Below are 18,805 nucleotides of genomic sequence, written 5' to 3' on the forward strand. Positions count from 1 at the left end.
TGGCCAGACCGACCCACCCGCCTGCACCTTTCAGCCCTCCTGAAAGGAACGATCGAAAACAATCGATGGACCTGAGCAATCCCGGTGGGTGAGAGTCGAGGCATCCCCAAGCCCCAACTCCCTTTCTCCCCAACGGAAAGCAGGCTTCCGCGCATGCAGCTCTCGACCACCGACTTCGCCGCCGCGCCCTACGTGTCGGGCGACCCGTACGCCGACTACCGGGGCGGCACCTTCGACTTCTCCCACCTGACCGACCTCGCCGACCGGCGGCTCGGCGCGGGGGTCGTCGCCGCCAACGACGAGTTCTTCGCCGAGCGGGAGAACCTCCTGCTGCGCGCTCCGGCCGTCTTCGACGTGCACGACTACGGCAACAAGGGGAAGGTGATGGATGGTTGGGAGACCCGGCGGCGGCGCGGGGCGGGCGCGGACGAGCCGTTCCCGACGGACTCCGATCACGACTGGGCGCTGATCCGCCTCGGCTCCCCCGGCATCATCCGCGGGATCGTCGTCGACACCGCGCACTTCCGGGGCAACCACCCGCAGCAGATCAGCGTGTGGGCCGCCGCCTTCGAGGGGACGCCCTCGGCCACCGAACTCCTCGAACGGGCGGACGCCTGGGAGGAGATCGTCCCTCGCACTCCGGTGCGCGGCCACGCCGCGAACGGGTTCGCGGTCGGGTCCGGGCGCCGCTGGACGCACCTGCGGATCAACCAGCACCCCGACGGGGGCATCGCGCGCCTGCGGGTCCACGGCGAGGTGCTGCCCGACCCCGAATGGCTGGCCCTGCTCGGCACGGTGGACGTGGCCTGCGTGGTCAACGGCGGGGTCGTGGAGGAGGCCTCGGACGGCTTCTACTCCTCCCCCGGGAACACGATCATGCCGGGGCTGTCGCAGAAGCAGGACGACGGCTGGGAGACGCGCCGGCGCCGCGACAAGGGGAACGACTGGATCGCGTACCGGCTGGCCGGACAGTGCGAGATCCGTGCGGTGGAGGTGGACACAGCGAACTTGAAGGGGAACGCGGCCGGCTGGGTGTCGCTGTCCGTCAAGGACGGCGTGGACGGCGCGTGGACGCAGGTCCTCCCGCGCACCCGGCTGGAACCCGACAGCCCGCACCGGCTGCCGCTCGCCGCACCGGTCCTGGCCACGCACGCCCGGATCGACGTCTACCCGGACGGCGGTTTCGCCCGCCTGCGGCTGCACGGCCGCCTCACGGACGCCGGAGCCGCCGCCCTCACCGCCCGCGCGGCGCGGGCGGCGGGGACGGCGACACCCTGACCGCAGGAAAGGGCGGCGGCCCCGGCATACCGCCGGGGCCGCCGCCCTGAAGAACGGGACTACTCGACCACGAGCTCCACGGGGATGTTGCCGCGGGTGGCCCGGGAGTAGGGGCAGACCTCGTGCGCCTGCTTGACCAGCAGGGTGCCGGTCTCGCCCATCAGCGCCTCGGGGAGTTCCACGCGCAGGACGACGGCCAGCCCGAAGCCCGCGCCGTCCTTGCCGATGGAGACCTCTGAGGTCACCGAGATCTCGCTGGTGTCGACCTTGGCCTGGCGGCCGACCAGCCCGAGGGCGCTGGCGAAGCAGGCGGCGTACCCGGCAGCGAAGAGCTGCTCGGGGTTGGTGCCCAGGCCGCTGCCACCGAGGGCCGGCGGCATGGCCAGCGCCAGGTCGATCTGGCCGTCGGAGCTGACGGCGCGGCCTTCGCGGCCGTTGGCGGTGGCGACAGCGGTGTAGATCGCGTCCATCTCGGGGGTTCCTCTCAAGGGGGCGGAGGCGGGGCCGCCGACCGGTGACCTCGCTCCATCAATATGGCACACAATTCAGTTGTGCACAATTTAGTTGCCGACAGGGCGCCCCGGGTACACTGGCCCGCATGACCGAGCAATCGACCGACGCCCTCCCCGACCAGGACTTCCTGCGCCTCGACGGCCAGATCTGCTTCGCGCTCGGCGCGGCGAACCGGGCCTTCGGCGGGCTCTACCGGGTCGTCCTGAAGGATCTCGGGCTCACCTACCCCCAGTACCTGGTGATGCTGGTGCTGTGGGAGCACGGGGAACTGCCGGTCAAACAGCTCGGACAGCACCTGCGGCTCGATTCGGGCACGCTCTCCCCCCTCCTCAAGCGGCTGGAAGCGGCCGGGCTGATCGTGCGCGAGCGCAGCGCCGCCGACGAACGGTCCGTGCACGTACGCCCCACCGAGGCCGGTACGGCCCTGCGCGCGCGAGCCGTCGAGGTGCCCCGGCGCATCGCGGCCGCGACCGGCTTCGAACTCTCCGAGATCAAGGACCTTCAGGACCGCCTGCGGCGGCTCACCGCCGCCCTCGACGCGGCGGTTCCGCCGGAGTAGCCGGAGTACGGCGTACGGCCCGTGCGGCGGAGGATCCCCGCGGGCGCCACAGCGGGTGCTCGCGCCGGGCCCAGTCGGCGGCCACCGAGCCCGTGCGCATGCCGCGCCGGGCCTCCGGATCGCCGACGGCCATCATGACGTGGCCCACGACGGCCACGGTCATCGCGAGGGCCAGCCAGTCGTGGACGAAGGTGGCCCCGGTCCGCCAGGGCAGCGGGGCCAGGTCGGTGAACCACATCAGCAGACCGGTGCCGAGCATCACGAGGGCGGCCCCGGCGCTCCAGCTCGCGTAGAGCTTCTGCCCGGCGTTGAACTTGCCCGCCGGGCGCGCGCCCGGCCGGTGGTCGCGGCGCAGGGCGGAGCGCAGCCAGGTGCGGTCGTGCGGGCCGAAGCGGTTCAGCCGGCCCAGGTCCCCGCGGAAGGCCCGGGAGCCGAGCCCCAGCAGGACGGGGGCCGGGATCAGCAGTCCGGACCACTCGTGGACGGTGACCACGAGGTGGCGGCGGCCGACGAGTTCGGCGAGGGGCGGCAGGTAGAGGCAGGCCGCGCTGGCCAGGCACACGCCCGTCAGGGCGGCGGTGGCCAGGTGGACCAGCCGTACGGCGGGGCCGAACCGGCCCACGCGGGCGGGGTGCTCGGCCGGGGGTTCAGACGGGGGTTCAGACGGTCGGGGCATCGTCGCGTCCGTTCGACTTGCCGACCCAGGCGTCGACGTCGTAGCCGAGTTCCTCCCAGTAGCCGGGCCGGACCTCCGGGGTGAGCGTGATCCCCGACAGCCATTTCGCCGACTTGTAGAAGTACATGGGGGCCGCGTAGAGGCGGGCCGGGCCGCCGTGCGCGTGGCTGAGCGGCTTGTCCTGCATGTTCAGGGCGACCATGACGTCCTCGCGGCGGGCCTGCGGGAGCGTGAGGCTCTCGGTATAGGTGCCGTCGAAGCAGGTGAACCGGATCGCGCGGGCCTCGGGGCGCACCCCGGCCGCGTCCAGCAACCGGAAGAGCGGGACGCCCTCGAAGGGGGTCGCGGGGACCCGCCAGCCCGTCACGCACTGGACGTCGCGGACGATCCGGGTCTGCGGCAGGGCACGCAGTGCGTCGAGGGTGTACGTGGCCGGGCGCTCGACCAGGCCGTCGATGGTCAGCCGGTAGTCGGCCGGGCCGCGTTCGGGGACCGAGGAGGCGACCGAGTAGTACCGGAACCCGCCGCCGCCCGGCAGCAGTCCGGTCAGCCCGGTGGGGTCCTTGCTCGCGGCCGCGCCCAGCACGGCGTCGAACCCCGACTGGAGCTTCGGCGCGAGGGCCAGACCGAGGGCGCCGAGCCCCACCATGCCGAGGACCATCCGGCGCCCCACGGGGACACCGCGGCCGTCGGGGTCGGGGTCGGGGTCGGGAACGAGGTCGGGGTCCGGGCCTGGTTGCTGGTCTGTGCTCACGTGGCGATTCGACCACCCGCGGCACCCCGGCGGCCAGGGTCCGCGCCCGCCCGTCAGACTTCCGTAAGACGCACGCACGCACGCACCGACTTGCGCGCACGCGCCCGTACGGCCGTCCGGCCGGTCCCGCACGCGGCGGGACCGGCCGGACCACGGGGACTGACTACGCCCCGCTCGCCTTGAGCATGTCCTCGCGCTCGACGAGCTTCACGCGCTCGCGGCCCTGGGGCTCGCCCAGCGCCTTCTCCGCGGCGTCGAGCTTGTGCCAGCCCTCCCACGTCGTGAAGCGGACCTCCTTCTGCGCGAGGAAGGTCTCGACCGCCTCCGGCTCGGGAGCGGCCGGCGTCAGCAGGTTGCCGGCCGCGTGGTCGGCGAGCAGGCTGGCGACCGTCTCGTTCGCGTCGCCCTTGGTGTGACCGATCAGGCCGATGGGCCCGCGGCGGATCCAGCCGGTGACGTACGTGGACGCCAGGTGTGCGCCGGCCTCGATGACGCGGCCCGCCTCGTCCGGAACCGTGCCGGAGTCGACGTCCCAGGGCAGCTTGGGCAGCTCGTCGGAGAGGTAGCCGACGGCGCGGTAGACGGACTGGACGTCCCAGTCGGTGAACGTGCCGGTGCCCTTGACGTTGCCGGTGCCGTCGAGCTCGGTGCGCTCGGTGCGCAGGCCCACGACCTTGCCGTCCTCGCCGAGGACCTCGGTGGGCGACTCGAAGAAGTGCAGGAAGAGCTTGTGCGGGCGCTCGCCTATGTCGCGGATCGCCCAGTTCTCCAGGGTCTTGGCGACCATGTCGGTCTGCTTGTTCTTGCGGCGCTCGGCGATCGAGCCCTCGTCGTACTCGATGTCCTCGGGGTTGACGATGACCTCGATGTTCGGCGAGTGGTCGAGCTCGCGCAGCTCCATCGGGCTGAACTTGGCCTGCGCGGGGCCGCGACGGCCGAAGACGTGGACCTCGAGGGCCTTGTTGGCCTTGAGGCCGTCGTAGACGTTCGCCGGGATCTCGGTCGACAGCAGCTCGTCGGCGGTCTTGGCGAGGATCCGGGCCACGTCGAGGGCGACGTTGCCGACGCCGAGGACGGCGACCTTCTCGGCCTCCAGCGGCCAGGTGCGCGGCACGTCGGGGTGGCCGTCGTACCAGGAGACGAAGTCGGCGGCGCCGTAGGAGCCGTCGAGGTCGACACCGGGGATGGTGAGCGCGCGGTCCGCGGTGGCGCCGGTGGAGAAGATCACGGCGTCGTAGAAGGAGCGCAGCTCGTCGAGGCTGATGTCGTTCGGGTAGTCGACGTTGCCGAAGAGGCGGACCTGCGGCTTGTCGAGCACCTGGTGCAGGGCGGTGATGATGCCCTTGATGCGGGGGTGGTCGGGAGCGACGCCGTAGCGGATCAGACCGAAGGGGGCCGGCATCCGTTCGAAGATGTCGATGGACACACCCGGCTCGGTGGCCGCCTCGGACTTCAGCAGGGCGTCGGCGGCGTAGATGCCGGCGGGGCCGGCACCGACGATTGCTACCCGCAGGGGGCGAGGCATGGCTGGGTTCCCTTCGAACGACGGATACTCGATCAAGAAGAACCCTAAGCTAAGGGCAGCCTAACCCGGCACCCACCCCCTGGTTATGCCCCTATAACTCAACCTTATGACTTCCCCAAGTCCTGGTTGGGGTCGGCGTGGGCCTCGCGGGCCGTGAGCTGCCCCTGGAGGAAAGCGTCTATATCGGGAGAGTACGGACCACCGTGGTCGAAGAGCAGCTCCGTGATGCGCCGCCATTCCGCGACGGCGGCGCGGGTGGCGGCGTCGGCGCTCTCCAGGTCACCCGCGGTCTCCACGGCGGCGGCCTCGGCGGCTTCGAGCGCCTCCTCGGTCTCGTGGCGGGTCAGGCCGGTGGCCTGCTCCCGCACCCGGGCGCGGGCCGCGCGCTCCGCGTCGGAGGGGACGTGCGGTTCGTTGGCGGCGTCGTCGGTCACGGCGGTTCTGCCTCTGCTTCCTGTTCCGGGGATCGCGGGGATCGTTGCGGGCGGGCGTGCGGAGGGGATCCGGTCCCGGTCACCAGGTCTCGGTGACGGTCACGGGGAACTCCTCCCGCGTACGAACCGTGACCGTGCCCGCATCCGTACCCCCGTACACCTCGTGCCGCCAGGCCGCGAAGACCCGTACCACCCTGCGGGCGTCGTCGCCGCGGCCCTTGCACACCGCTCGGGTGCTGAAGGTCACCTCCGCGAGGCCCTTCCCGCGCACCTTGCGGACGCGGACCTCGCCGATGCCGTCCGCGGAGACGAACGTGTCCTCGTCGGTGCGGTGCCGCAGGCCGCGAGTCCGGCGCACAGGAGTACGGCCAGCGCGGCGAAGGCCGTCCGTCCGGTCCGGGATACCGCAGTCGTCGTCGTCATGTCATCTCCCCCTTCTGCCCGTATAGAGGGCTCCGCGCGGGGTGCGGTTGCCTCCCGGGCAGCCGTTCCCGCAGGTCCGGGGGCGTGGTATTGCTGTGCCGCATGGCGAACCCCCCGACTCCCCCGATCCCCCTCGCGGCGCGGCCCGTCCTCTTCCTCGACGTGGACGGACCCCTCATCCCGTTCGGATCCGCGCAGGGCTACCCGGTCTACGAGTCCCCCGGTGCGCCGACCGAAGCCGACGGGCACCCCCTCCTCTCCCGGCTCGATCCCGCGCTCGGGCCGCGCCTCGCCGGTCTGCCGTGCGAGCTCGTCTGGGCCACGACCTGGATGGACGATGCCAACGCCTGCCTCGCCCCTCGGCTCGGGCTGCCGGACCTGCCGGTGGCGGACTGGCCCGAGCCCTCCGCCGAGGACCTCCGGAGCGGCACCCACTGGAAGACCGCCGGTCTCGTCGCATGGGCCGCGGGCCGGGCGTTCGTGTGGGTCGACGACGAGATCGGGGACGCGGACCGGCGTTGGGTGTCCGCCCACCACCCCGGCCCGGCCCTCCTGCACCGCGTCGACCCCCGGATCGGCCTCGGCGACGGCGACTTCGCCGCCCTGGAGTCGTGGCTGCGCGCCCGCGCCGGCTGAGCACGGGCGGCTGCGGTCCCCGCGCCGGAGCCGGGGCGGTGGCCGCCCCCGTCCGCCACCCGGCGTACGCCCGGGGAGCGTTCGCCGCCCGGCGGGCCGACGGGGCCCGGCTTCGGGCCCCGTCCGGCATGGGTAGGCTTCCCGCGACACAGTGGGCGGCGGGGTTCGGGGTGGGGTCATGGGGCGTCAGATGCGTGTGCCCGGTGCGGTACTGGCGGCCGTGCTGCTGCTGGCCACCGCCGGCTGTTCCGGAGCGGGGAGCGGATCCGGGGCGGATCCCGGCGCCGATCCGAAGCCGGGCGGCGCCACACCCACCGCGTCGTCCGCTCCCGCCGACGGGAAGCCCCCCTCCGGCGACGTGCTCCCCGGCATGGTCGGCGTCTCCGTGGCCCGTACCCAGCTGGCCGCGCTGAAGGTGGCGCCGCCGGGAACCATGTCCGGCTACAGCCGGGACAAGTTCACGCACTGGGCGGAGCAGGGCGACAAGTGCGACACCCGCGAGGTCATCCTCCAGCGGGACGGTGCGAACGTCACCCGGGACTCCCAGTGCAAGGCCGTGTCCGGCACCTGGAAGAGCCTGTACGACGAGGTGGTGGTCACCGAGGCTTCGAAGATGGACATCGACCACATGGTGCCCCTCGCCGAAGGCTGGCGCTCCGGCGCGGCCGGCTGGGACGCCGCGAAGCGCAAGGCCTTCGCGAACGATCTGACGCGCCCTCAACTCCTCGCGGTGACCGCCTCCTCGAACCGTTCGAAGGGCGATCAGAGTCCCGACCAGTGGCAGCCGCCGTCGAAGGCGGCCTGGTGCCAGTACGGGCGGGCCTGGACCACGGTCAAGTCCACATACGGGCTGACCGTCACCGAGCCCGAGAAGAAGATGCTCTCCACCATGCTGGACACCTGCGCGGCCTGACGCCGCTCACCCAGGGACCCTTCATTCCGGGACCCTTCATTCCGGGGCACTTCGCCCCGGGACCTTTCATCCGAGGACGGCGATACCCAGCGGACGCGACCCCGCCGCGAGCCGGCGGCTGCTCCCGGTGTCGAGGTCCACGAACGTGATGCCGTTCCAGTAGCCGTCCCGGGTGTAGCCCCCGGTGACGTAGGCCGTCCGCCCGTCCCGGGACACGGTCACGTCCTCGTGCGGCCCGTCCAGCGGGTACACCCGCTCCGAGCCGTCCGCGGAACGGACCGTGAGGGAGGGCCCCTTGCCCTTGCCCGGTTCCACCGCCCCCGTGCCGACCACCAGTAGCCGGCCGTCGGCCGTGACCGCGGCCCCGTGCTGATGGGTGTCGGCGGTCATCTCCTCCACCGTGGTGCGGCCCGTCCGCGGATCCACCACCGCGAGCCGCTCGCCCTCGAAGGGCAGCAGGAGCATCCCGTCCGCCGGCCGTACGACGGCGTAGTGCGGTTTCAGCCAGGAGCCGAGGCCGCCCTCCGTCCCGTACGGGGCGACCTCGATGCGGCGCGGCCCCGCCGGTCCGGCGGCGCCGCCGGATCCGACGGGCACGACGGTGACGTCGAAGGAGTCGTGGCCGGTGACGTACACCTCCGAGCCGTCGCGCGAGACGTCCACGTCGAAGGGGCGGCGGCCCACCGGGACCACCGCCGTGACCTCGGTCTTCGCCGTGTCGATGACCTCCAGGACGCCGGCGGTCCCGGGCACGTTGACCCCGACGTACGCGTGCGCGCCGTCGGGCGAGAGCGCGATGCCCATGCCACCGCCGCGGTACTCACCGCCGGTCGCGGGCCCGGTGCCGGTGGTGCGGTACGGGATCAGGGCCAGCCGGGTGCGCGTCCGCGTGTCCACGACGGCGACCCCCTCGGCCGTGGCCACCCAGGCCCGGCCGTCCGCGCCGACCGCCAGGCCGTACGGGGCCCTGCCGACCGGCACCGAGCCGACCGCGCCGCGCTCCGGGTCCACGAAGGTGACGGTGTCGGCCCCGAAGTCGGCGACCAGCAGGGTGCCGCCCGGGGTGGTCTCGGCCGTCGCCAGCGGAGAGGCCGCGGGGGTGGCGGCCGGGGGCGCGGCGGGGGTGGAGCAGGCCCCCAGCAGCAGTGCTCCGGCGAGGACCGCGAGGGCGGTACGGGTTCCCCGTACGCGGCGGTGCGGGTGCGGGCGGTCGTGCTGCGGCATGGGCGTGGCCCCTCTCGGTTCCGGGGGCGGGGCCGGTGGTGCGCCCGCTCCCCCGTACCCATCCTCACCTCGCGCGGCCGCCCGACCGCTCGGCCCGGCGGCCGACAGCGGGGTCAGCCGATCGGTCGATGCGGGGGGCGGCTCAGCCCTCGTACTCCGTCAGGTCGATGCCGTGGAGGTTGAGGAGCGCGCCGGTCTGCGGGTGGTTGATGTCCTTCTCGGCGGTCATGCCCAGCTTGCGGATCACGTTCTCGGACTCGTCGTTGCCCGCCCGGTTCACGGCGACGACCCGGTCGAGGCCCCGGTCCTGGAGGGCGAACTCCAGGGTGGCGTGCGCGGCCTCGGAGCCGTATCCCTGGCCCCAGTAGGAACGCCCGAGCCGCCAGGTGATCTCGGCCGCCGGCAGGACCTCGGGCAGCCACCACGGCATGGAGAGGCCCACGGCTCCGATCAGCTCGCCGGAGGCCAGCAGCTCCACGGCGAAGATCCCGAAGCCCTCCTCGTCCCACTCGTCCTCCCACCGCTCGATGGTCTCGGCGGTCTCCTCCAGGTCGAGGGTCTCGCCGTCGCCGATCCAGCGCATCACCTCGGGGTCGGCGTTGATCTCCGACAGGGGGACGAGGTCGTCCTCGGACCAGCGGCGGAGGAGGAGGCGGGGGGTACGGATCTCGGTCATGGCTCCCATCCTGCCGAACGCGCCGGACATCGGGTAATCGGGTCCCCCGCAGGGCCGTCGCAGCGCCGTCGCACGGCCCCCGCAGGGCCGCCGCAGGGTCGTCGTAGGCACTGCCACCAGGCCTTCGTAGGACTGCAGCAAGCCCGGCTAGACCCCGGGAGCCGGCTGCCCGGCCGCCGGATCCCCCTCCCGATCCCCCGCCGGGACGGTGATCGCGTCGAGCTGCGCCCGCAGGTGGACGTGCGAGTCGACCGGCTCGTGCGCGATCCGCCCCAGGGGCGCCGGGAGGGACTCAACGCGGGTGTGCGCGTCGCACTCGTAGAAGTAGACCAGCGAGATCAGCTCCTCGGCGGGCGCGTCGGCGGGCGGCGGCAGGACCCGGTGGCGGCCGGCCCGCCACCGGTCGCCCGTCCAGCGCGCCATCAGGTCGCCGATGTTCACGGTGAGCGCGGCCGGATCGTACGGGGCGTCCTGCCAGCCCTCGGCGTCGGTGTGGATCTGGAGTCCGCCGGTGCCCAACTGACGGTCCAGGACGGTGACGGTGCCGAAGTCGGTGTGCGCACCGATGCGGAACTGGCCGGGCAGCGGCGGCCCGACGATCTCGGTGCCGGGGTACCAGTTGACGTTGAACCCCCAGGTGGGGTGGCCGGTGTGGCGGGTGAAATGGTCCGCGCCCAGGCCCAGGGCGGTGGCCAGCAGCTCCAGCAGCTCGTCGGAGAGCGCCCGCATCGCGGCCAGGTACTCCGTCACCAGCGCGCGGAGCGCCGGCACTTCGGCCGGCCAGGCGTTCGGCCGGAACCACTCGGCGTCCACCGAGGCGATCCCCGTCGGCTCCTCCGCCGCCCAGGACCAGGATTCCTTGAGGTCCGGCGGGGAGGCCGCGCCCTCCGCGTGACTGTTGGCCTCGGCGCCCGGGCCGAGCCAGCCGCGGCCGCCGACCGCCACCGCGTACGGGGCCTTGACGGCGGCCGGGAGCCTGAAGAAGGTCCGCGCCGCCTCCCGGATCCGCCGGGGCAGCTCCGGGTCCACCCCGTGCCCGGCCACCAGCAGGAAGCCGGCCGTCCGCAGCGCCTCGTCGACACGGGCGGCCACGAGGCTGCGTGCCTCGGGCCCGCCGGTGCGCCACGGGCCGAGATCGATCAACGGGACCTGGGAACTCACCATGCGCGACCTGCTTTCCGAGCCGGGGGCGCGGCGGGAACCCAGGGCCTGCCCGGGCCCCGCTCAGCCCCGTAGGACGTACCGGACCAGGCCCTCCCCGGTACCGGCCTCGGTGAAACCGGCCCGCCGCAGCACCGCCCGGGAGGATGCGTTGTCCTCGTCCGTCGTGGCCTCCAGCCTGGTGACGCCCGGATGCCCGAAGGCCCAGGCCGACAGCGCCTTCAGCGTCTCGGTGGCGTAGCCGTTGCCGCGTGCCGAGGGGACCAGGTCGTAGCCGAGCTCGGTGCAGCCGTCCGCGTCCGGGGCGGCGTGGAAGCCCATGCCGCCGATGGCCTTGCGGTCGCTCGCGCGGACGATGACGTACGGACCCCAGCCCGCCCGGTACGTGCCTCCCTCGCGCGCCCTCGTCACGATCCCGCCGGCGTCCCGGGTGTCGTCGGAAGGTCCGTCCTCGACCCAGACGAACCCGCCGTTGCCGCCCGCTTGCAGGTCGGCCGCGATCGCCGGGGACATGGGGAAGAGCAGGACGCGCTCGGCCTCGACGGGTTCGGCGTACCAGCGCCAAGCCGTCAGGCGGGCCAGACCGGGGAGTTCGCCCCGGCCCGTGGCCCAGAGCAGGGTCGGCCAGGCCTCGTGGCCGCGCGGGACGTGCGGGAAGAGCCGGTCCAGGACCCGCTCGGCCAGTGCGGGGTCCGGCTCCCAGTCGTGGACGCCGAGTCCGCCGAGGATGTCGTGGGTGTGCAGCAGGGTCTCGACGACTCCCATCGCCGCGAAGCCGCCCGCGCCCGCGTCCCCGTACGGGTGCCAGGCGCGGGCATCCGGTGCGGCGACGGCCACGGCGGCCGACAGGAATCCGCCGGAGGCCTCGATCATGTCGACCAGGCCGGCCGGACCGGTCCCCTCGTCGGGCAGGATCCGCAGGGGGACGTACCCATCGGTGGCGCGGACCGTGAGCTGGGCGGCGTAGGCGGTGAAGTCCTCGGCAACGTGGACGGCGGTGTCGTGGCAGCTCCACTCCAGGCCGGCGGCCGGCACGTCCCAGTCCAGGTGCGCCACCTCCCGCAGTGCCCGGGTGGTGAGCGACACCGCTGTATCGATGTCCTTGGAATTCATGATCGTCATGGGCGGCACCCTAGGTGCCCGTCCGGGTGCCGCCAAGGGGATATCCGTGCCCCACGGCCGGTGGTCCCGGTGGCGCGCCTGCGGGCCAGGGCCGGGGCGGGGGCGCTACTGCTTGTGCTCGGACGGCGCGCTGACCGCGCCCCGGTGAAGGGCGGAGCAAACGGTGGAGATTTCGACGAGGGACGTCTTCGGGGCCCCGTGCTGGGTGAGCCTGATGGCTCGGGACCTCGGCGCGGCGCAGCGGTTCTACGGTGAGGTCGCGGGCTGGCGTTTCCGGCCCGCGCGGCTCGGCGAGGCCTTCTCCGTCGCCGAGCTGGACGGGATGCCGGTGGCCGGGATCGGGGCGCTGGCCGGGGATCTCGCGGTGGCCGTGGCCTGGACGCCGTACTTCGCCGTCGACGACGCCGACGTGGCGGTGGACCGGATCCGGGAACGCAGCGGCACGATCGCGGTCGGCCCGGTCTCCTTCGAGTCGGGGGGCCGCGGGGCGCTGGTGGCGGACCGGGACGGGGCGGTGTTCGGGATCTGGGAGGGCCAGGTCTCCTCGGGCTGGCGGGTCGGTTCGGGACAGGCACCGGCCTGGCTGGAGCTGCGCACCCGGGACGCCTTCGAGTCGGCGATCTTCTACGGGGAGGTGCTGGAGTGGGCCACCGGCCGCGCCGGGTGCTGCGAGGTCGCCTACGAGGAGGAGCGCGTGGTGCTGCGCCAGGAGGGGGAGCCGGTGGCCCGCCTCGACAGCGGTCCCGTGGAGCCGGGCTCGTACAGCCCGTACACCCGGCCGCGCTGGCACGTGCACTTCCGGGTGCCCGCGCTGGAGCCGGCGGTGGAGGCGGCCGTCGCGCTGGGCGGCCGCACGGTGTCCGAGACGGGGACGAGCGCGACCGAGCGGTGGGTGTCGCTGCGCGATCCGGACGGGGCGCTCTTCACCCTCACCTCGTTCCGGACGGACGGCGGCGGGGCCGACGGGTAGGCGGGGCCGCGGGAACCGCCGGGTCTACGGAAATCGGCAGGTCTATGGCAGCCGGCGGGTCTACGGCAGCCGGCGGGTCCGGGTCCAGTCGATGAGCTCGGCCGCGGACCGGGTGTTGACCACCCGGTCGGCCGTCACCCCGCATTCCAGGGCGCGTTCGCAGCCGAGGGTCTGCCAGTCGAGCTGTCCCGGGGCGTGGGCGTCGGTGTCGATCGCGAAGAGGGTGCCCGCGGCCACGGCGAGCCGCAGCAGCCGGCGCGGCGGGTCCAGCCGTTCGGGTCGGCTGTTGATCTCCACGGCGGCGCCCGACTCGGCGCAGGCCGCGAAGACGGCCTCGGCGTCGAACTCCGACTCCGGGCGGGTCTTGCCGGTCACCAGCCGCCCGGTGCAGTGGCCGAGGACGTCGAGGTGCGGGTTGCGTACGGCGGCGACCATCCGCCGGGTCATGGCGCGGGCTTCCATGCGGAGCTTGGAGTGGACGGAGCCGACGACGAGGTCCACCTCGGCCAGGAGTTCCGGCTCCTGGTCCAGCGAGCCGTCGTCGAGGATGTCGCACTCGATGCCGGTGAGCAGCCGGAACGGGGCCCAGGTCGCGTTGAGTTCGGCGACGGTGCGCAGCTGTTCCCGCAGTCGTTGCGGGGAGAGGCCCCGGGCGACGGTGAGGCGCGGCGAGTGGTCGGTGAGCACCGCCCAGTCGTGCCCGAGGGCGGCCGCGGCCCGGGCCATCGCCTCGATGGGGCTGCCGCCGTCCGACCAGTCGGAGTGCAGATGGCAGTCGCCGCGCAGGGCGGCGCGCAGGGCGAGGGCCTCGCGGCTGGGCGGCGGGCCTGCGGGGTGGGCCGCGACTTCGTCCTCCAGTCCCTGCAAGTACGCGGGGATCGCTCCGCCGAGGGCTTCGCGGACGACCTGGGCGGTTTTCGGGCCGATGCCCTTGACCGCTTCGAGGGTGCCCGAGCGGACCCGTTCGGCCAGCTCGTCCTCGCTCATCCGGCCGACGGCGGCGGCTGCCGTGCGGAAGGCCTGGACCCGGTAGGTCGGCTCCTGGGCGCGTTCCAGCAGGAAGGCGATCCGGTCCAGCGCGGCCACCGGGTCCATCGCGCGTCTCCCTCCGCGAAGCGGCGAAACGGCGGAGAGGGGGCCCAGGTCGTGGACCCGTGCCCCCTCTCCGCCCGGGTCAGGCGCCGTCGGCCGGGTCGGCCGCCGGACGGAACTGCAGGGCCAGGCCGGCGAGTACGGCGCCGGCCGCGGCGCTCAGGACCGCGGTGATGCCGGCCCACTCCAGGGAGCCGCCGACCGCGCCGCCGAGCGGGTCGAACCCGGCGACGCCGCCGACCACGTGGAGCGCGGCCACGCCGAGCGCGACCACCGCGCCGGCCCGCCACGCCCCGGCCGTGTCCCGTACGGCGAGCAGGGCGCCGGCCGTCAGGCAGAGCAGGGTGACGGCCAGGGCGAGCAGCCCGCCGGGGTCGCCGGAGGCCAGGCCCGCCAGATCGCCGGGCACGTGCAGCGCACCGCAGAGGAGCAGTGCGAGGGCCACCGACCAGCGCAGTATGTGGTGCAGGGCGCCCGTCCCCGGCCGTGCCGGGCGCCGGGCCTCGGTGGTGGACGGGCCCCGGGCCGGGGCCCGAGCCGGGGCCTGGGCCTGCGGTGCGGGCCGGTGGACGGGGGTCCGTACCCGGTCCGCCTGCTCGGGGCGGTGCTGCGGGGGCTGTTCGCCGGTGCCGAGGATGCTGACGAGCAGGGCCACGTCCTCGATGGGCCGGCCGAGGGCGGCGGCCCGCAGCGTGATGTCGGTTTCGACCAGCTCGTGCGGGGGCTCCCCCAGCAGGGACACCATCTCGCGGACCTCGTGGACGGGCCGGGAAACGGCGGCCGCGCGCAGCGCAGCGTGTCCGGGGTTGGGGACCTGGCCGGAGTCCTTGAGGAGGTTCACCAGATCGGTGACCTCCCGTACGGGGCGGCCGGTGGCGGCGGTCTCCAGGACGGTGTGCGCGGAGGCCGCCCCGGGCCGGGCTCCGGGGTCGGGGCCTGGTGCGGCCCCTGCCTCGGGACCGGCCGGGACCTCGGGAGCGGCCCCGGAGTCGGTCCCGGACTCGGTCCGGGAGCCGGGCTCGGGGCCGAAGTCGAGGTCGTCCGTGTCGGGGGCCGGAGGCCAGACGTCCGTGGTGTCGGGGAGCCGGCGCGGTTCTTCGTGCTCCGTCGCGGCGAGCGTGATCGGGTCATTCATGGAAAGCTCCGTTCGCCGACGCGCGGGTCTACACATCGCACGCCGGTCATCGTGCGTCATGGGAAGCGCACGCTTTGTTACATTCAGCGGCACCCGGCCGCGCTGCGCCATTCGGGGCGGGCAAACGGGGGTCCCCCGCGGCGCCGCGGGCCCGGTCGGCGCCCGTCGTGGGCATGGTGGGGGCATGAAGGGTACGGAGGTACTGGCCGACGCGTTCGGCCGGATCCACGGCGTGGTGCACGAGGCGGTCGAGGGGCTGGAGCCCGGGCAGCTGGACGCGCGGATCGATCCCGGTGCGAACTCGATCACCTGGCTCGTCTGGCACCTGACCCGGATCCAGGACGACCACGTGGCGGATGCGGCCGGCTGGGAACAGGTCTGGCACGCGGAGGGCTGGGACGAGCGGTTCGGGCTCCCGCTGCCGCCCGGGTCGACCGGCTACGGGCACACCGCCGAAGAGGCCGGCGCCGTCCGGGTCGACTCGGGGGAGCTCCTGCTGGGGTACTTCGACGCGGTCCACGCGCAGACGGGGCGGTTCCTGCAGGGGCTGTCCGCCGCCGATCTGGACCGGGTGGTCGACGAGCGGTGGGACCCGCCGGTGACGCTCGGGGTGCGGCTGGTCAGCGTGATCGGCGACGACCTCCAGCACGCGGGGCAGGCGGCCTTCGTCCGGGGCGTGCTGTCGAGGGGCCGCTGATGGCGTCCCGCGGCGCCCTCCTGCTGACCCTGCTCCTCCTGACCACCGCCCCTGGCGCCGGGGCCGCCGCCGTCCCGACTGCCGGGGCGGGTGGCGTCACCGGATCCGGGGCCGGGGCCTTCGCCGGGTTCGGGGCCGTTGCCCTGCCCCGTGCCGGGGCCCGGGTCGGGGCGTCCGGTCACGGCGACGGCGGGCGGCCCGTGGTGGAGACCGATCGGGGGGCCGTGCGCGGGCGGGAGGCCGACGGGTACCGCACCTTCGAGGGGATCCCGTACGCCGCCCCGCCGACCGGGCCGCTGCGCTGGCGGCTCCCGCAGCCCGCCGCGCGCTGGGCGGGCGTGCGGGACGCCGGTGCGCCCGGGGCCCGGTGCGTGCAGCTGCCCGCGGTGGGGCCGGGCGCCCCGAGCGGCTCGGAGGACTGTCTGTTCCTCAACGTCACGGTCCCGGCGGAGCCGACCGGCAAGACGCCCCCTGGGAGCGGGCCCGAGGCGTACCCCGCGCCCGGCCTCCCGCCGGGGGCGGCCGGAGCGGCCGCGGCTCCGCGCGCGACCGGAACCAAGGGCGGCCCGCCCCGGCCCGTGATGGTCTGGTTCCACGGCGGCGGGTTCATGAACGGTGCCGGGGATCCGTACCGGCCGGGCCGGCTGGCGTCGGCGGGTCGGGCCGGGGCAGGAGCCGTGGTCGTCACGGTCAACTACCGGCTCGGGATCTTCGGGCTCCTCGGGCATCCCGCGCTCCACGGAGCTCCCGACTTCGCGCTCGCCGACCAGCAGGCGGCCCTGCGCTGGGTGCGGGCCAACGCGGCCCGCTTCGGCGGCGATCCGGGCAACGTCACCGTGTTCGGCGAGTCCGCGGGCGGCCTGAGCGTCTGCCTGCACCTCACCTCACCCGCCTCGGCCGGCCTGTTCCACCGGGCCATCGTGCAGAGCGGCTCCTGCTCGGTCACCATTCCCCCGCACTCGTTGCTGCCCACGCTGGCCGCCTACGAGCCGTTCGTGCCGGAGTCCCGGACCGTGGCCCGGGGAACCGCGGCGGCGGTCCTGCTCGGCTGCGGCCGGCCGACGGACGAAGCGGCACTGGAGTGCCTGCGCGGCCTCGCCCCGGAGGCCCTGGCGACACCCGAGCTCATGATGCTCTTCTCCGCGGTGTCCTACGGCACGCCGCTGCTGCCCACCGAGCCCCGGCGCGCCCTGGAACGCGGGGAGTTCCACCGGGTCCCGGTGGTGCAGGGCTCGACCCGCGACGAGATGCGGCTCTTCCTCGGGCAGACCCTCGCCGGCTACCCGGTCGCCGACCCGCAGGCCTACCGGTCCCGGCTGCGCGCCGCGTTCGGGGCCGGGGCCGGACTCGTCGAGGCCGCCTATCCGGTGACCGCCCATCCGACGCCCGCGCTGGCCTTCGCCGCCGTGCTGACGGACGCGTCCTTCGTCTGCCCGCAGCTGCGGGACAGCCGTGCGCTGGCTCGGCACGTGCCGACGTACGACTACGCGTTCGACGACCGGCTCGCACCGGACTTCACCGGGATCCCGCCGGTGCCGGGCTTCCCCTACGGGGCCTCGCACGGGTCCGAACTGCCGTACCTCTTCGACACCGGGCTCCCGATGAGCCCCGCGCAGCGGGTGCTCGCGGAGCGCATGACCGGCTACTGGACCCGGTTCGCGGCGACCGGCGATCCGAACGCCCCCGGGACGGGGCCCTGGTGGCCGCGCTCCCCCGCCGTACTGTCCCTGGCGCCGGAGCCCGCGGGCGGCATCCGCCCGGTGGACGCGTCGGCCCGTCACCACTGCGGGCTGTGGGACTCCCTCCCCCCAGGACAGGCTCTCGAAAGGGCGGACTCGTGACCGGTTTGACCGACATCCTCCAGCCATACGTGGACGACGGGACCCTGCCGGGGGCGGTGGCCCTGGTGGACCGGGGCGACGGCCAGGAGCCCGAAGTGGCCGCCGTGGGCAGCGCGGACGCCGGGGGCGAGGCCCCGATGGTCCGCGACTCGATCTTCCGGATGGCCTCCCTCACCAAACCGGTCACGGCGGCGGCGGTCATGATGCTGGTGGAGGACGGCCGGTTCGCACTCACCGACGCCGTCACGCCCTGGCTGCCGGAGATCGCCGCTCCGCGGGTCGTACGCACTCCTGGAAGCCCGGTCGACGACGTGGTCCCGGCGAAGCGGCCGGTGACGGTGGCCGACCTGATGACCTTCCGCGCGGGGTGGGGCTTCCCCTCCGACTTCTCGCTCCCGGCGGTCGCCCCGCTCTTCGGCGAGCTGCGCCAGGGACCGGCGCGGCCGCAGGAGGTCGCGGGGCCGGACGAGTGGATGGCCGCGCTGGGCCGGATCCCGATGCTGTACCAGCCGGGCGAGGCCTGGCTGTACAACACCTGCTCGGACGTGCTCGGGGTGCTGATCGCCCGGGTGGCGGGGTGCTCGCTGCCGGAGTTCCTGGCGGAGCGGATCTTCGAGCCGCTGGACATGCCCGACACCGGTTTCGCCGTGCCGGCGGGGCAGTCGGGCCGGTTCACGCACTCCTACCGGGCCGGCGCGGACGGGGGCCTCGACCTCGTGGACGCCCCCGACGGGCAGTGGAGCGCCGTGCCCGCCTTCCCGTCCGGTGCGGGCGGGCTGGTCTCCACGGCGGACGACTACCACCGCTTCGCCCGGATGCTGCTCGAGGAGGGCGGTCCGCTGCTGTCGTCCGATGCGGTGCGGCGGATGACCACCGACTGGCTGACTCCGGCCCAGCGGGCCGGCGCGGCACTGTTCCTGGAGGGCCAGGGCTGGGGGTTCGGCGGGTCGGTCGACGTCACGCCGGCCGAGCCGTGGAACGTGCCGGGCCGCTACGGCTGGCTCGGCGGCACCGGCACCGCCGCCCACATCGTCCCCTCGACGGGGTCCGTCACCATCCTGCTGACCCAGCGGGAGCTGACCGGCCCGTCGCCGGCCCCGGAGACGATGCGCGCGGTGTGGGCGTACGCGGCCGCCTCGTAGGCCGGGCCGCGTACGCCCACACGTCTTCGAACTC

General features: G+C 74.2%; 20 protein-coding genes. 8 read left to right on the top strand and 12 right to left on the bottom strand.

The annotated features are described in order from the left end of the window. The first annotated feature begins 153 nt into the window (after positions 1-153). Positions 154-1,278 carry an allantoicase gene (alc, locus tag ACE1OC_RS02195; RefSeq protein ID WP_407835522.1) on the top strand — a complete coding sequence of 375 codons (1,125 nt, stop codon included), beginning with the start codon at positions 154-156 and terminating at the stop codon, positions 1,276-1,278. 59 nt (positions 1,279-1,337) lie between these two features. Here the strand turns inward: alc and ACE1OC_RS02200 are convergent, their stop codons facing one another. After that, positions 1,338-1,748, bottom strand: coding sequence for an organic hydroperoxide resistance protein (locus ACE1OC_RS02200; RefSeq protein WP_250741571.1), 411 nt, complete (start codon positions 1,746-1,748; stop codon positions 1,338-1,340). Between the two features lie 128 nt (positions 1,749-1,876). On the opposite strand from ACE1OC_RS02200, the gene ACE1OC_RS02205 reads away from it, so the two are divergent. Beyond that, positions 1,877-2,350: a MarR family winged helix-turn-helix transcriptional regulator gene (locus tag ACE1OC_RS02205; protein ID WP_407835523.1), complete on the top strand. Its 474-nt coding sequence runs from the start codon at positions 1,877-1,879 to the stop codon at positions 2,348-2,350. On the opposite strand, the gene ACE1OC_RS02210 is transcribed toward ACE1OC_RS02205, so the two are convergent. From ACE1OC_RS02210 to ACE1OC_RS02230, 5 genes are all read right to left on the bottom strand, one after another. Continuing rightward, positions 2,313-3,026, bottom strand: coding sequence for a cytochrome b/b6 domain-containing protein (locus ACE1OC_RS02210; RefSeq protein ID WP_407835524.1), 714 nt, complete (start codon positions 3,024-3,026; stop codon positions 2,313-2,315). The two genes, ACE1OC_RS02205 and ACE1OC_RS02210, sit on opposite strands and share 38 nt — an antisense overlap. After that, positions 3,010-3,687, bottom strand: a complete 678-nt coding sequence (locus tag ACE1OC_RS02215) for a molybdopterin-dependent oxidoreductase (protein WP_407841461.1) — start codon at positions 3,685-3,687, stop codon at positions 3,010-3,012. Before ACE1OC_RS02215 ends, ACE1OC_RS02210 begins: the two co-directional genes overlap by 17 nt. 256 nt (positions 3,688-3,943) lie before the next feature. After that, positions 3,944-5,305: an FAD-dependent oxidoreductase gene (locus tag ACE1OC_RS02220; protein WP_407835525.1), complete on the bottom strand. Its 1,362-nt coding sequence runs from the start codon at positions 5,303-5,305 to the stop codon at positions 3,944-3,946. A 104-nt stretch (positions 5,306-5,409) separates the two neighbouring features. Then, positions 5,410-5,739 (bottom strand): hypothetical protein, encoded by a 330-nt coding sequence (locus tag ACE1OC_RS02225; RefSeq protein ID WP_407835526.1) that lies wholly within the window; start codon positions 5,737-5,739, stop codon positions 5,410-5,412. Positions 5,740-5,818: 79 nt separating this feature from the next. Beyond that, positions 5,819-6,097 carry a hypothetical protein gene (locus ACE1OC_RS02230; RefSeq protein ID WP_407835527.1) on the bottom strand — a complete coding sequence of 93 codons (279 nt, stop codon included), beginning with the start codon at positions 6,095-6,097 and terminating at the stop codon, positions 5,819-5,821. A 167-nt stretch (positions 6,098-6,264) separates the two neighbouring features. Between ACE1OC_RS02230 and ACE1OC_RS02235 the strand changes: the two genes are divergently transcribed. Together ACE1OC_RS02235 and ACE1OC_RS02240 are read left to right on the top strand one after the other, a co-directional pair. Then, positions 6,265-6,798: an HAD domain-containing protein gene (locus ACE1OC_RS02235; protein ID WP_407835528.1), complete on the top strand. Its 534-nt coding sequence runs from the start codon at positions 6,265-6,267 to the stop codon at positions 6,796-6,798. A gap of 178 nt (positions 6,799-6,976) precedes the next feature. Next, entirely contained in the window at positions 6,977-7,711 is a 735-nt protein-coding gene (locus ACE1OC_RS02240; protein ID WP_407835529.1) for an HNH endonuclease family protein, read from the top strand. A 66-nt stretch (positions 7,712-7,777) separates the two neighbouring features. On the opposite strand, the gene ACE1OC_RS02245 is transcribed toward ACE1OC_RS02240, so the two are convergent. From ACE1OC_RS02245 to ACE1OC_RS02260, 4 genes are all read right to left on the bottom strand, one after another. Continuing rightward, positions 7,778-8,935 carry a YncE family protein gene (locus tag ACE1OC_RS02245; protein WP_407835530.1) on the bottom strand — a complete coding sequence of 386 codons (1,158 nt, stop codon included), beginning with the start codon at positions 8,933-8,935 and terminating at the stop codon, positions 7,778-7,780. Between the two features lie 142 nt (positions 8,936-9,077). Beyond that, entirely contained in the window at positions 9,078-9,611 is a 534-nt protein-coding gene (locus ACE1OC_RS02250; protein WP_250741579.1) for a GNAT family N-acetyltransferase, read from the bottom strand. A gap of 147 nt (positions 9,612-9,758) precedes the next feature. Then, positions 9,759-10,775, bottom strand: coding sequence for an isopenicillin N synthase family dioxygenase (locus ACE1OC_RS02255; RefSeq protein WP_407835531.1), 1,017 nt, complete (start codon positions 10,773-10,775; stop codon positions 9,759-9,761). Positions 10,776-10,835: 60 nt separating this feature from the next. Beyond that, positions 10,836-11,894 (bottom strand): GNAT family N-acetyltransferase, encoded by a 1,059-nt coding sequence (locus tag ACE1OC_RS02260; RefSeq protein ID WP_407835532.1) that lies wholly within the window; start codon positions 11,892-11,894, stop codon positions 10,836-10,838. A 214-nt stretch (positions 11,895-12,108) separates the two neighbouring features. On the opposite strand from ACE1OC_RS02260, the gene ACE1OC_RS02265 reads away from it, so the two are divergent. After that, entirely contained in the window at positions 12,109-12,864 is a 756-nt protein-coding gene (locus ACE1OC_RS02265; protein ID WP_407841462.1) for a VOC family protein, read from the top strand. Between the two features lie 60 nt (positions 12,865-12,924). On the opposite strand, the gene ACE1OC_RS02270 is transcribed toward ACE1OC_RS02265, so the two are convergent. Both ACE1OC_RS02270 and ACE1OC_RS02275 read right to left on the bottom strand, forming a co-directional pair. Next, positions 12,925-13,959, bottom strand: a complete 1,035-nt coding sequence (locus tag ACE1OC_RS02270; protein WP_407835533.1) for a PHP domain-containing protein — start codon at positions 13,957-13,959, stop codon at positions 12,925-12,927. 79 nt (positions 13,960-14,038) lie between these two features. After that, on the bottom strand, positions 14,039-15,091 hold the full coding sequence (locus tag ACE1OC_RS02275; RefSeq protein WP_407835534.1) for a hypothetical protein: 1,053 nt from the start codon (positions 15,089-15,091) through the stop codon (positions 14,039-14,041). A 184-nt stretch (positions 15,092-15,275) separates the two neighbouring features. On the opposite strand from ACE1OC_RS02275, the gene ACE1OC_RS02280 reads away from it, so the two are divergent. The 3 genes from ACE1OC_RS02280 to ACE1OC_RS02290 are packed head-to-tail and all read left to right on the top strand — an operon-like array spanning position 15,276 to position 18,771. Then, entirely contained in the window at positions 15,276-15,788 is a 513-nt protein-coding gene (locus ACE1OC_RS02280) for a mycothiol transferase (protein ID WP_407835535.1), read from the top strand. Then, the gene (locus ACE1OC_RS02285; protein WP_407835536.1) at positions 15,788-17,629 is read left to right on the top strand and encodes a carboxylesterase/lipase family protein; all 1,842 of its coding nucleotides are present in this window, start codon (positions 15,788-15,790) and stop codon (positions 17,627-17,629) included. The genes ACE1OC_RS02280 and ACE1OC_RS02285 overlap by 1 nt, the downstream gene beginning before the upstream one ends. Beyond that, on the top strand, positions 17,626-18,771 hold the full coding sequence (locus ACE1OC_RS02290; RefSeq protein ID WP_407835537.1) for a serine hydrolase domain-containing protein: 1,146 nt from the start codon (positions 17,626-17,628) through the stop codon (positions 18,769-18,771). The genes ACE1OC_RS02285 and ACE1OC_RS02290 overlap by 4 nt, the downstream gene beginning before the upstream one ends. Positions 18,772-18,805: the final 34 nt, after the last annotated feature.

This window comes from Streptomyces stoeckheimensis, from assembly GCF_045822005.1.
Taxonomy (GTDB): domain Bacteria; phylum Actinomycetota; class Actinomycetes; order Streptomycetales; family Streptomycetaceae; genus Streptomyces; species Streptomyces stoeckheimensis.